This window comes from Pseudomonas sp. PS01299, from assembly GCF_029960145.1.
In the GTDB taxonomy this organism is placed as follows: domain Bacteria; phylum Pseudomonadota; class Gammaproteobacteria; order Pseudomonadales; family Pseudomonadaceae; genus Aquipseudomonas; species Aquipseudomonas putida_A.
Genome location: NZ_JASCPO010000182.1, coordinates 1 through 12,020, shown reverse-complemented (window position 1 = coordinate 12,020; position 12,020 = coordinate 1). Strand labels below are relative to the sequence as shown.

The 12,020-nt window shown below is 59.2% G+C and carries 12 protein-coding genes; 1 reads left to right on the top strand and 11 read right to left on the bottom strand.

The features are described 5' to 3' along the window. Positions 1–272: 272 nt before the first annotated feature. The 3 genes from nhaB to QMX91_RS23500 form a co-directional block, all read right to left on the bottom strand. Entirely contained in the window at positions 273–1,775 is a 1,503-nt protein-coding gene (gene nhaB / locus QMX91_RS23510; RefSeq protein ID WP_282413459.1) for a sodium/proton antiporter NhaB, read from the bottom strand. A gap of 67 nt (positions 1,776–1,842) precedes the next feature. Beyond that, entirely contained in the window at positions 1,843–3,132 is a 1,290-nt protein-coding gene (locus QMX91_RS23505) for a hypothetical protein (RefSeq protein WP_134786492.1), read from the bottom strand. Positions 3,133–3,410: 278 nt separating this feature from the next. Continuing rightward, positions 3,411–3,677 (bottom strand): hypothetical protein, encoded by a 267-nt coding sequence (locus QMX91_RS23500; RefSeq protein WP_003225374.1) that lies wholly within the window; start codon positions 3,675–3,677, stop codon positions 3,411–3,413. Between the two features lie 346 nt (positions 3,678–4,023). Between QMX91_RS23500 and QMX91_RS23495 the strand changes: the two genes are divergently transcribed. Next, a complete protein-coding gene (locus tag QMX91_RS23495; protein ID WP_098964146.1) occupies positions 4,024–5,349 on the top strand; it encodes a sigma-54 dependent transcriptional regulator in 1,326 nt (441 codons plus the stop codon). A gap of 86 nt (positions 5,350–5,435) precedes the next feature. Here the strand turns inward: QMX91_RS23495 and QMX91_RS23490 are convergent, their stop codons facing one another. The 8 genes from QMX91_RS23490 to pnuC all read right to left on the bottom strand — a co-directional run bounded on the left by QMX91_RS23490 (position 5,436) and on the right by pnuC (position 11,854). Then, complete coding sequence (locus tag QMX91_RS23490) at positions 5,436–6,758, bottom strand: hypothetical protein (protein WP_098964145.1); 1,323 nt, start codon at positions 6,756–6,758, stop codon at positions 5,436–5,438. 45 nt (positions 6,759–6,803) lie between these two features. After that, positions 6,804–7,550: a hypothetical protein gene (locus tag QMX91_RS23485; protein WP_027612700.1), complete on the bottom strand. Its 747-nt coding sequence runs from the start codon at positions 7,548–7,550 to the stop codon at positions 6,804–6,806. Positions 7,551–7,594: 44 nt separating this feature from the next. Further along, positions 7,595–8,275 (bottom strand): C39 family peptidase, encoded by a 681-nt coding sequence (locus QMX91_RS23480; protein WP_007964629.1) that lies wholly within the window; start codon positions 8,273–8,275, stop codon positions 7,595–7,597. A 63-nt stretch (positions 8,276–8,338) separates the two neighbouring features. Beyond that, on the bottom strand, positions 8,339–9,337 hold the full coding sequence (locus QMX91_RS23475; RefSeq protein ID WP_098964144.1) for a heme utilization protein: 999 nt from the start codon (positions 9,335–9,337) through the stop codon (positions 8,339–8,341). 73 nt (positions 9,338–9,410) lie between these two features. After that, on the bottom strand, positions 9,411–9,983 hold the full coding sequence (locus QMX91_RS23470; RefSeq protein ID WP_098964143.1) for an adhesin: 573 nt from the start codon (positions 9,981–9,983) through the stop codon (positions 9,411–9,413). 1 nt (position 9,984) lies between these two features. Next, on the bottom strand, positions 9,985–10,434 hold the full coding sequence (locus QMX91_RS23465) for a hypothetical protein (protein ID WP_098964142.1): 450 nt from the start codon (positions 10,432–10,434) through the stop codon (positions 9,985–9,987). Positions 10,435–10,769: 335 nt separating this feature from the next. Then, positions 10,770–11,294: an AAA family ATPase gene (locus QMX91_RS23460; protein WP_027612704.1), complete on the bottom strand. Its 525-nt coding sequence runs from the start codon at positions 11,292–11,294 to the stop codon at positions 10,770–10,772. After that, positions 11,291–11,854, bottom strand: coding sequence for a nicotinamide riboside transporter PnuC (gene pnuC / locus QMX91_RS23455; protein ID WP_134786489.1), 564 nt, complete (start codon positions 11,852–11,854; stop codon positions 11,291–11,293). The genes QMX91_RS23460 and pnuC overlap by 4 nt, the downstream gene beginning before the upstream one ends. Positions 11,855–12,020 lie beyond the last annotated feature (166 nt).

The following is a 12,020-nucleotide window of genomic DNA, read 5'->3' as shown; positions in this document are numbered from 1 at the left end:
GAGTATCAGTCAACACATCAAGTGCCTGACACTCCGCATTCGCGAGCAAGCCCGCTCCCACAGTTTTAATCGCGTGTAGTCAGAGCCATTGGCTGAGCGCCTGCCAATGTGGGAGTGAGCCTGCTCATACCGGTTGATCGAGAGTTGCCAGCGCCATTGGCTCACCGCCCTGACAATGTGGGAGCGAGCTTGCTCGCGAATGCGGTGCATCAGTCAACACATCAAGTGCCTGATACTCCGTCAGCCCGCTCCCACAGTTTTATCGCGTGTTGTCAGAGCCAGTAACTTACCGCATACCAGCCCAGCAACCCCATCACTACGGTGTACGGCAACGCCATCCACACCATCCGCCCGTACGACAGGCGCACCAGCGGCGCAATCGCCGAGGTCAGCAGGAACAGGAACGCCGCCTGACCATTGGGCGTCGCCACGCTTGGCAGGTTGGTGCCGGTGTTGATCGCGATCGCCAGGGTCTCGAAATGCTCGCGGCTCATGTGCCCGGACAGGAAAGCCTGTTTCACTTCGGTGATGTAGATCGTGGCGACGAACACGTTATCGCTGATCGCCGAGAGCAGGCCGTTGGCGATGAACAGCATGCCCGGCTGTTGTTCCGCCGGCAGCGCCAGCACCCACTGGATCAACGGGGCGAACAGTTGCTGATCGTGAATCACCGCGACCACGGCAAAGAACACCACCAGCAATGCAGTGAACGGCATGGCGTCCTTGAACGCGCTGCCCAGACGATGCTCGTCGGTGATGCCGGTGAACGCGGTGATCAGCACGATCACCATCAGGCCGATCAGCCCGACCTCCGCGACGTGAAACGCCAGGCAGCCAATCAGGATCAATGCGGCAGCGCCTTGCACCAGCAGGGCGGCACGCTGACGCGGGGTGCGTTCGGCGTTGTCTTCGGCGGCGTAATTGGCCAGCACGGCGCGGACGTTGTCCGGCAGCAGGGTGCCGTAGCCAAACCAGCGCAGTTTTTCCAGCAGCACGCAGGTCACCAGACCCGCCACCAGTACCGGTAACGAAACCGGCGCGACTTTCTGGAAAAACTCCGCGAAATGCCAGCCCATCTCATGGCCGATCAGCAGGTTCTGCGGCTCACCCACCAGGGTGCAGACCCCACCGAGTGCGGTGCCGACCGCGCCGTGCATCAGCAGGCTGCGCAGGAATGCGCGGAATTGCTCCAGGTCTTCATGGTGCAGGGCCGGCAGATGGCGGTCGTCGCTGAATTCGCTGTCCTGACGCGGATCATTGCCCGAGGCCACGCGGTGGTAGACCGAATAGAAGCCGACCGCCGCGCTGATGATCACCGCGGTTACGGTCAAGGCATCGAGAAACGCCGACAAAAAAGCTGAGAGAAAGCAGAACATCAGCGCCAGCAGCGCCTTGGAGCGCACGCCCAGCAGCAACCGTGAGAACAGAAACAGCAGCAGATCCTTCATGAAGTAGATGCCCGCGACCATGAACATCAGCAGCAGGATCACCGGGAAGTTGTGCACCAGTTCATCGTACAGGGCCTGTGGTGAGGTCATCTTCAGCAGCAGGGCTTCGATCAGCAACAAGCCACCGGGCATCAATGGATAGCACTTGAGGGCCATGGCCAGGGTGAAAATGAATTCGATCACCAGCAGCCAGCCGGCGGCGACCGGGCCGACAGTGAACAGCACCACGGCGTTGAGGATCAGGAACCCGACGATGCACGCCTTGTACCAGCGGGGCGAATGCCCGAGGAAGTTATGCGCGAACGCCTGGGCCAGTGAACCGGACATCGGTTGCTCCTTGTATTAAGAAGCGCGCAAGTTGCCGCAAGTGCCTGGCAAGTTCAAGTCTGGAGAGTTATTGATTCAGATAACGCGCGACCATGGCGCGGTAGTTGCCGTCGAGCGAGTAGCCGCCGACAAGAATTTTCCGGTCTGGCTGGATCGCGAGAGAATTGGCGGTATCCAGGCTGCGGCCCAGGCGCGTGCGCAACCAGCCGTGGCCGTTGCCGAAGCTTCGGTCGAGATGGCCGTCAGCTTTATAGCGAGCAACGATGAAGTCGGCCTCGACACCGCCGATGGTTGCACCCACCGCCATGATCCGACCATCCGCCATGCGTTGCGCGGCGCTCCACTGGCAACCACTGGGACCGATTTCCAGCAGATGCGGGTGGCCAGTGTCGTTGCGCCAGTCCGGGCGGCCGTTAGGATGCAGGCTCAGCGCCAGGCAGCGGATCGGATCGCGACTGCTGCCAAAACAGTGCAGATGTTCCTTTGACTCGATGACCTGACAGACCATCGCGCTTTTGCCGTTGGCTTTGAAAGCCAGGAAGCCATCCACCGCGAAGCGCTCATCAAGACGCCCGTCAGGCAGGTAGCGCGCCACCAGCCCCTCCTGGGGAAAATCAATTGAGCCGGCGACAAGGATCCGCCCGTCCTTCTGCAATACAAGGCTGCTGAGCCACGTGTTGAGCAGCAAATGTCGAATCATCACGAAACCGCGCCCATTGAAGCTTGCATCGAGCGTCCCGTCTGGCGTCAGGCGGATCAGCATTCCGGCATGGTCGGCGAGTTCGAAGTGGTGATTGGCGATCAGCAGAATATGCCCGTCGTCCTGCACGGCGATGTCACAGGCTTCAGCACCCGGTACGCCGGGAGGCAGCCAGCAATCGCGGGAACCGATGGACAGGTCGCCGGGCAGGCGCACCACTTTTCGGCCATTTTCACCAAAGCTCGGGTCGGGGATACCCTCGGTGCTGAACAGGGCAAGGGCGGGCAGGGTGCGATGGGCGTTTTGATAATGCAGCCCGGCCAGCAGGATTCGTCCGTCGGGCAATACCTGGACCTTGCCACCGGTGGCCTCAAAACCGCGTTCGAACTCGCCAATCACGCTGCCATGCTGGCCGAAAGCGAGGTCGGCCGAACCGTCCGCGAGTAGGCGTGCCAGACCGAAACGACTGCCTTGAGCAGTGCCGACCTTGGCGGCGACCAGCACGCGCCCCTGTCGATCCAGTGCGACACCCTGAGTCATGCTGGAAACACTGCCGGCGAAATACACTTGGGCGACGCCAGTGTTGGCAAATTGTTTGTCGAGTTGCCCGGAACTGTTGAGTAGTGCCGGGCGCGCAAAGGCGTTCTCGGGTGACATGCATGCCTCTCCTTGCAAGTTGACCAGGCCCGAATGGGCGGTAACTGCATGAGCGGAACATTCAATCCCTGAATACACGCAAGTTCAACTGACAGAACTAACAGGTGGAGGGTCGCACTGTGCCATAACAGTGTCTTTTTGAACCAAACGAAAGCCTGCCAAGCAGTGGCGCCTGGCAGGTTGAAGAAAGTTGTACAGAAGTATTGAAGATAAACAGCAGCGGATAACTAACAAAGAACAGAGCGGATGACGTGAAAGTCATCCGCATCAGCCTCTGATCAATGTGGCATCGACCACGATTGCAGCAGGTAACCTTCTTTGCTCAATTCAGCGCGGGCCTGTTGCAACAGCAGTTCCAGTTGCGCCGGATCGGAGTAGGCGCTGCTTGGAATCTGCTGGCGACCGATGTGCGAGTTGGTACGATCGATGACGGTCAGGTTCAGTTCGCCATTGCCGTCTTGTGGGGCCCAGGCCACGCACTGAAAGGGTTTGAACGCGTGGTTGGCAATCAAAAGAGCTTCGTTGATACGGAGCGGGGCGGTCATTGGGGTCTTCTCTCTGTCGTGCCCAATCAAGTGATGTGCCGTCGGTTGGGCTTACCGTTCGGCTGGTTACTTGTACTGATGCACGCAACCCCGTGGCAGGTCACACACGAAACAAAGAAATTTCAACTTAATTGCTCGGGCTCAACATTCCGAACGTTTTTGAAAGCCTGGTGAAAGATAGCAACTCGATAGCTGACTAATAAACTTGCTTCTTATAACTCGTTAGCTTGTACACCTATAAGCAATCGATACAAGGCCCTGTCAATTTCTTGCTAATGTTACAGTCGGGTCTGCCAAATGACTGTTTTTACAATAATTTCCCTAAATTTGGCGCCAAGGAACAGTCATGATCGAAGCGCCAGCGTTACGACGTTTATTGGTAGTCGACCCTTGTGACGACTGCCATCGCCTGTTACCCGGATTGCGCGCGGTGGGCTGGGATGTCGACAGTTGTACCCTGGAAAATGCCGCCGATCGGACATGCGATGTCGGGCTGCTGCGACTGCAACCTTTTCACCTTGAACGTCCCGAAGCGGTCAAGGAACTGATCAGCCGCAGCGGCACCGAGTGGATCGCGGTGTTGAACCAGGAAGTCCTGCGGTTGCAGAACGTCGGTGACTTCGTCTGCGAATGGTTTTTCGATTTTCATACCTTGCCGTTCGATGTCTCGCGGGTCCAGGTGACCCTGGGGCGCGCATTCGGCATGGCACGTCTGCGCGGACAAGGCACGATTCACGTCGACCAGCCGGAACATGAGCTGCTTGGCGACAGCAAGCCGATCCGCGAGCTGCGCAAGTTATTGAGCAAACTGGCGCCGACCGAATCCCCGGTACTGATCCGCGGTGAAAGCGGCACCGGTAAAGAACTGGTGGCGCGCACACTGCACCGCCAGTCCCAGCGCCACAGCAAGCCGTTTGTGGCGATCAATTGCGGGGCGATTCCCGAACACTTGATTCAATCCGAACTGTTCGGCCACGAAAAAGGCGCCTTTACTGGGGCGCATCAGCGCAAGGTCGGGCGCATCGAGGCCGCGAATGGTGGCACGCTGTTTCTCGACGAAATCGGCGATCTGCCGCTGGAATTGCAGGCCAATCTGCTGCGTTTTCTGCAGGAGAAACACATCGAGCGCGTGGGTGGCAGTCAGCCGATTCCGGTTGATGTGCGCGTGCTGGCGGCCACCCACGTCGACCTCGAAGCGGCGATCGAGAAAAAGCGTTTTCGCGAAGACCTGTATTACCGCCTCAATGTGCTGCAAGTGGTGACCGCGCCATTGCGCGAGCGCCACGGTGATCTGTCGATGCTGGCCAACCATTTCTCGCATTTCTACAGCCACGAAACCGGCCGCCGCCCGCGCAGCTTCAGTGAGGATGCGTTGATCGCCATGGGCAAGCACGACTGGCCAGGCAACGTTCGAGAACTGGCCAACCGCGTGCGACGGGGTCTGGTTCTGGCGGAAGGCCGACAGATCGAAGCCCGGGACCTGGGATTGCTCAGCCAGCACACGATTTCGACGCCGATGGGTACGCTGGAAGACTACAAGACGCGCGCCGAACGCCAGGCGTTGTGCGATGTATTGAACCGCCACAGCGACAACCTCAGTGTGGCGGCGAAAGTGCTGGGGGTGTCGCGGCCGACGTTTTATCGCCTGCTGCACAAACACCAGATTCGCTAGAGACCAAAGCCCAAAAGATCGCAGCCTGCGGCAACTCCTACAGGGATTAACCCTGTAGGAGATGCCGCAGGCCGCGATCTTTTGCTTTAGAAGTAGTACGGGAATTTCAGGCTGAAGGAAAAGTCGGGGGCATCCGGGGTCATGCCGATCGACAGATTGGGCACGATAGTCAGGTTGTCCGTGGCGGCAATGGTCATGCCGACGTTGAAGTAGCCTGCGTTGGCGTCACTGGACACCACCGATTGCCAATCCCCGCCATCGGGTTTGAGTTTGCTCCTGCGTTGCACCAGATCAGACATCGAAAACGACATACTCATCTTTTCGTTCAGTGCAAACGCAATACCGGCGCCGATCTGGAAGCTGTCGCCGATGCTGACCTTGCCCGGGGTTTTCTGGTTGACGGTCGAGCTGATGTCGTCGAACGACTCCTCCAGGTTGTGGGTGTAGGACAAGCTGCCGAACAGCACTGCCGGGTCGAACGTCTTGACCAGCGAAACCCCGGGTGTGATCGACCAGACACCGTTACCGGTTGGCAGCGTGTCAGGCACGAACAGGTTGGAGTTGGCGTCGGTCTGGCGCAGTTTGATGCCGAACGGATCCTTGCCGGTTGGCGCCTTGACCCGCAGGGTGACCACGGCGTCCGGCGTGTTGACCGACTCGTCGAGGAACTTGTACGCGATGCCGAAGTTGACGTCGCCGATGGTCGGGTCGCGCGAAACATCCTGTTCCGTCGTGACGTTGGACGCACCACCGTTGCCGCCACCGGACTGGTAGGTCGATTCGCGGTAAACCACCGGCACGTTCACGTCGAACTGCCAACGGTTGTCGAAGTTGTAGCGCCCGGTCAGATCCAGCGTCCAGGTGTCGGCCTTGATGCGGTCGAGGTTGATGTTGCCCAGAAAGATCGAGTCCAGCGCGAGGAAACCGTTGAGGATCAGCTGCCGGGTGTCGTAACGCGAATAGGTCACGCCGGTTTCAAAGCTGAATTTACCGCCGCCGAAGAAGCCGCTGGCCTCGTCGTAGAGGTTGGACACACTCTGGGCCGGTTGCGAATCGTCGGCCAGCGACTGGCCGTAAGAAGCGCCGCTGCCCCCGGCGGCGCCCCCCGATGCTGCTGCCGCGCCAACTCCGGGAGCCCCGGTACCGGTCGCGACTTTTGGATTGCCTTTCATGTCAGACGGCGACTTGGCCAGCCGTTTGGGTTGCGGGGCTGCCGGTTGATCTTCGACCTGACGGACCCGTTGTTCGAGCACCGCCAGGGCCTTTTGTTGCACTTCGTATCGTTGCTTCAGCTCCAGAAGTTCCTGTTTCAGGGTCTCCACATCTGCGTCGGGTGCTGCTTGCAGCATCGCCGCGGGTAGAAGAGTACTCAGACATACAGCGGCACGCAGTGATACTGATCGATACATGAATAAGCCGTCCCTTTAAGCCCAATGATCGAGACTCAGCGTAGTTCAATATCCGATATTGCGTAGTGCCCTGAGTTGAGTCAGGTTGCAGTCCAGTGCGCCGGGGCTGATGCCGTTATTGTTAAGCACAACATTGAGTTGGGTCATGTTGTTGACCACGTTGGCGCTGCCGAGCAGGCGGGTGTTCTGCAGCAGGCCACCCTGGGCCACTTGTTGCAGGGCGGTGCCCTGATTGCCCGAGGCCTGAATGGCCATTTGCACGCCACTGTTGGTGGCCGAAACGGCGACACTGCCAGCGGCATTGCTGGCCCCGATAGTCTGCCCGGCCATCAGGGCCTGGCCTTGTGCGGGTGCCAGCGGCGGAGGGGTGTTGGCTTCTTTTACATTGATGGCCACATTGTTGCTGGCGGTGTTGCCGTCGCCGGCGGCGCGTACGCTTTGGGTCACGCCCTGGCTGCTGTTGAGTGCCGCGCCACCAATGACATTGCCAGTGCCCGGCGTCGGGGTGCTGCCGTTGCCCTGTTCCTTGATGGTCGAGACATAGAATTCCGGTTTGATCGTGGCGGCCTGGATTTGCATCGACGTCGCAGCGCCGATCAGATCACCGCTGGCGTTGCGCCAGGTACTGCTCATGACAATGCCGAAGCTGATGATCCGCCCCGGCATGACGTAACGACCGCGAAGCTGGGACAGCTCCTGATCCTGAACTTCGATGGGTTTGAATCCTGCATTGGCATAGCCTGACGCGCTCGCTGCCAGGCAGGCGGCGGCCAGCCAGTATGAGGTTTTCATCTGCTGCTCCCGGGACATCCAGCCCCATTCTTTATAATCGGCGATTAAAAGAAGTCGCTCTGTATGAACCCGAAGTCCATCAATTCGGCATCTCTGACAGGGTTGAAGTTATCCAGCTTGTTCTTCGCGGTCAGCGGGGTCGGCGGCATGCGCAATGCATTGGTTTTGTCATAACCGGGGCCGACGATGGCGAAGACGATGCCGTTCCAACCTTTGACAAAGTCATCATGGGCGTAGCGTTTATGGCCTAAGACGGGATCTCCGATATAAACCCAATCCTTGTCCGAACGCTGCAGCACCACGAAATGCTTGTAGCCGCGAATTTCCATCAGTACCACCACCGGGATTGTTACGTCGTCGAGTTTTTCCGGTGGAATCTTGTAGCCCCTGGCGCGCATGCCGATGCTTTCTATGTAGCGTTTCATGTCCAGCATGGAGAAACCTTGAGTACGAACAAGGTCCTGGTCAGCGTTGACCAGCATGCCTTTGATGATGTGCTCTTCATCGACGTCGAGCCAATAAGCCTGGCGCAGTACCGTGGCCAGCGCGGCGGCGCCGCAGCTGAAATCGGTTTTTTGTTCGACGATGTCGGCAAACTTGCGTTCACGAATGCTTTGCACGTTCTTGTAGACGAGTACGCCGCCGGGCAGGGCAGCGACGGGCATCTGGGCAGCCTGGGTCAGGCCGGACAGGCAAAGCAGGGCGATAAAGGCAGTCTTACGCATGATCGATACGCCTTTGCGGACTGAGGAAAAGCCCCGTTTCCGGGGCTTTCGTTTCGATCGCGATTACATGCAGGCTTTGCAACCTGCAGCGATGGACAGCGAGTTGCTTTGTTGGTTGCCAACACCGGCAGCGTTGTTGAAGCCACCGTTACCCGACCAGTTGTTGCCTACGTTGGTCATGCTGGCGTTGTTGGTAACTGGGTTTTTCCAGCCGTCTGGGGTCAGCACTTGTTGCGTGGTTACACCAGCAAGACCGAAGGCACCCACAGCTTCGAAGGTGGCTTTCTGATCTTTGCTGCCGCCATTGCCGCCATGGCCTTTGTCGTCGTTGCCATAACCGCCACCGCCGTGGCTGTCACCTTTGATGGTAGCTTCGCCCACGGCGCCGAATACGCCGACGGCGGCGACAGTGCCAGTGAGGGTGTCTTTTTTGTAGGTCTGAGTGCCGTTGTTGCCGACTTGCAGACCGGTAGTGCTTTGGTTGGCAGCAGCAGCGGCTTGCGCTACACGACCACCGGACACAGCGATTGCCAGGTTGTTTTTCTGTTGGTTGAAGTTGCCGGCAGCGTTGTTCACGCCAATGTTACCCGAGCCACTGTTGCCGACGTTGTTCATGCCGGCGTTGTTGGTGCTGGAGTAGTTGCCAACGGTGTTGTTGCTGTTGACTTGAGTGGCGCTGGAAGCGGACACCGCAGAGCCGAAGATGAAGCTTTCGTCAGCGGTGGCCAGAGCCGCGGCGTTGTCTTGCTGGTTGCCGTCACCGGCCACGTTGTTGGCGCCGATGTTGCCGTTGGCGCCGTTAAGCGAGCCACTGATGCCGGCGTTGTTCTGGGTGCCCTGGTTCAGGACGGTGTTACCGCCGTTGTTTTGCACGTCGAGTACTGCAGCACCGGCACCTGCGCCGATTTGCAGCAGTTCTTCCAGGGTAGGGCCTTTTGGTGGAGGAGGGTTGTGACCGTGACCACCGTTGTTACCATGATCATTGCCGCCTGCTTGAGCCGCCATTGCCATTACTGCTGCAAGTGCGAAAACCAGTGGTTTGAGAGCCATTGTAGTTTTCATGGTGTTTCTCCATCGTGCTTATTAGTTGGTTAAGTGTTGGTACTTTCTAATTGCACTGCTTTTGTTGTTTGGGTCAGTCAGCGACCCGGATGCTCAGGGTGTTAGCCATACGGTTCCCCACCCCGGCACTCTGGTTCACCTGAATCACCCCTCGGCTGCCGGTGAAGGCCTGATCACTTGTCGTGACCTGGCGACTGCCGGGTGAGGTGCCAGTTGCTCCTGAGCTCGGTAAAAGCGCCACGTTCTGTTGCGACAGGGCGCTGTCGTCAACGCTTTGCGGGGCAGCACTGATGCTGACGCGCGTCACGTTGGCCATCTGGTTGTTGGCACCGGCGCCCTGGTTCACGCCCAGGATCCCGTTGCCATTACTGAAAGAGGTGCCGCCAATGGTGGCGCTGGCGTTCATCGACGGGTTGGCAGGGGTATCCAGCTTTTGCCTGACGATGGTGGTGGCACTGGCATTGGTGCCAATGGCGATCGCTTTGGTGTTGGTCTGTTGCATCTGGTCGCCGGCGGCCTGGTTGACGTTGAAGTTGCCGCGGTACTGCACACCGGTATCCTGGATGTCTGCGTTGTTCACGGAACTCGGATCGGCCATGACGCTGGCACAGCTGAAGAGGGCAAGTAGCAGAAGGGAACGATTCATCTCATTGACCTCCAGCCATGCGAGTCAGCGGCGCCAGACCGGTGCTCAGCGAGCGATTGATCGTGTTGGAGATCGTGCCGCCACCGCCGCCGCCGTGACCGGCACTCATGCCAGGCAGGCCGTTGGGGTTGGTCAGCACGTTCATGCCGGGCATGTCCGAGTTCGGCGTGATCATGTTGCTGCGGATCGAAGCGCCGCTGGCGACACTGGCAAAATCGCCGTCACTGAGTTCGGTGCTGGTCATCGCTTGATGGATTCGATCGGAAGGGTTGGCGTTGACCGTGGTTGGATACGGGTCTTTGCCACCGCTGCGCCCGATTGCAATAGGCTGGACGTCGCGGTTGAGAACGATCACGCCATTGCCTTCGGCCTGAACGTTGAAACTGATGAATGTGCTGGCGGCTGATCCAATCAGCAGAAGGCAGGTCAGGCCTTTATTGATATTCCCCACGGCGGCAATTCCTTCTTCAGTGGGCTGGCTCTTGTCAGCGTTGGGAAGGAGAGAGCGAAAGCTGTGCCGCTTTTTAGTTGTCTATTGTTTTCAACGGGTTGGCGCTGCGGCACGCAATCTTGATACATAACCTGTTTCAGCGCTGAAACAGTCACGCCGACAGCGGCGGGGGCAGGGGCGGTGCAAAGCTCTGGAACAAGGGTTTGCCGGGGACTGTTTCACTGGCGTAACAGATGCCCTTGCAGAATGATGAAGGCCATTTAAACGGCTGCTTTGCGCGGAGTCGGGTGTTTCAAGAATGGACACTTGGGCTTCGAAAGGAGCTGTTTGCCAGGTCAATCAGCCATTAAACGCGCCACGGCTTCGAAAGCCTGAGACCGCCGCTCATCCCAATCGCCCTGAATGATCTGCAGCGGTTGCCGTTGTTGTTCCAGCCAGTCGCGGGTGGCCTGAAAGAACGCCATGCGTTCGCTGAGTTGCGGCTGGCAGCGTTGGCCGTCGTCGGTCCAGTCGATCTGCTCCGGCGACAACAGCAGATGCAGGTCGTAATGCCGGGCCAGCAGCTCGGGTTCCAGCCACGCCGGGCAGTCGCCAAACAGGGTCTGGCTCCAGAGGATGTTGCTCAGCAAATGGGTATCGAGAATCAGCAATTGCGGTTGCTGCGCCCGAGCCTGATCCTCCCATTGCAACTGCCCACGGGCGATAGCGGGGATGTCGTTGAGGCAGGTATCGCGTGGATTCTGCTCGATGAACCAGCGCACGTATTCGTCCACCCGCAGGCCGCCGAAGCGCGCCTGAAGGCCAGCGGCCAGCCAGCTCTTGCCGGTGGATTCCGGGCCGGTGAGGACAACCACCTTCATCGCTGCAGCGCCGGATCGGCGCGCCATTCGCGCCAGCCTTGCACAGCAATCAGGGTGAACAGGGCATACAGCGCGGCGGTGAGGTACAGACCCTTGTACAGGAACAGGCCGACGAAAATCACATCCAGCACGAACCACAGCGCCCAGCATTGCAGACGTTTCTGCGCCATCCACAATTGCGCAACCAGGCTGAACGCCGTCAGCGCGGCATCGAGCCACGGCTGCGCCGCGTCGGTCCAGTGCGCCATGGCCGCGCCGAGCAGCAGGCTGCCCAGTGCCCCGATACTCAGGCCGAGCAGGATCGAGCGCCGATCCAGACGCGTGACTTCACGGCCGTCATGCATCGTCCCGGCGCGGGTCCATTGCCACCAGCCGTAGACTTGCAGCGCGGCGTAAATCACTTGCAGCAACATGTCCGAGTACAGCTTCACGTCATAGAAAATCCAGCTGTACAGCAACACCATGACCAGGCCGATCGGCCAGCACCACGGATTCTGTTTGACCGTCAGCCAGACGGCGATCACACCGAGGGCGGCGGCAAACAGTTCAAGCCCGGACATGGGGGTTCCTTAGGGGAGTTGAGGAGGGAGCGGATTGTACCCAAAAACCTGTAGGAGTGAGCCTGCTCGCGATGGCGGTGGGTCAGCCGCTCTGTGGTTGACTGATACGACGCTATCGCGCGCAGGCTCACTCCGACAGGGGGAGCGGGGTCAGGCGCGGAACGGG

Excerpts from the sequence above, each read along its gene's own strand:
- QMX91_RS23480 (WP_007964629.1), bottom strand. The coding sequence starts at position 8,275 with ATGCGTAAGACTGCCTTTATCGCCCTGCTTTGCCTGTCCGGCCTGACC.
- QMX91_RS23495 (WP_098964146.1), top strand. The coding sequence starts at position 4,024 with ATGATCGAAGCGCCAGCGTTACGACGTTTATTGGTAGTCGACCCTTGT.
- QMX91_RS23500 (WP_003225374.1), bottom strand. The coding sequence starts at position 3,677 with ATGACCGCCCCGCTCCGTATCAACGAAGCTCTTTTGATTGCCAACCAC.
- QMX91_RS23505 (WP_134786492.1), bottom strand. The coding sequence starts at position 3,132 with ATGTCACCCGAGAACGCCTTTGCGCGCCCGGCACTACTCAACAGTTCC.
- pnuC (WP_134786489.1), bottom strand. The coding sequence starts at position 11,854 with ATGTCCGGGCTTGAACTGTTTGCCGCCGCCCTCGGTGTGATCGCCGTC.
- QMX91_RS23475 (WP_098964144.1), bottom strand. The coding sequence starts at position 9,337 with ATGAAAACTACAATGGCTCTCAAACCACTGGTTTTCGCACTTGCAGCA.
- QMX91_RS23485 (WP_027612700.1), bottom strand. The coding sequence starts at position 7,550 with ATGAAAACCTCATACTGGCTGGCCGCCGCCTGCCTGGCAGCGAGCGCG.
- QMX91_RS23490 (WP_098964145.1), bottom strand. The coding sequence starts at position 6,758 with ATGTATCGATCAGTATCACTGCGTGCCGCTGTATGTCTGAGTACTCTT.
- QMX91_RS23470 (WP_098964143.1), bottom strand. The coding sequence starts at position 9,983 with ATGAATCGTTCCCTTCTGCTACTTGCCCTCTTCAGCTGTGCCAGCGTC.
- nhaB (WP_282413459.1), bottom strand. The coding sequence starts at position 1,775 with ATGTCCGGTTCACTGGCCCAGGCGTTCGCGCATAACTTCCTCGGGCAT.
- QMX91_RS23460 (WP_027612704.1), bottom strand. The coding sequence starts at position 11,294 with ATGAAGGTGGTTGTCCTCACCGGCCCGGAATCCACCGGCAAGAGCTGG.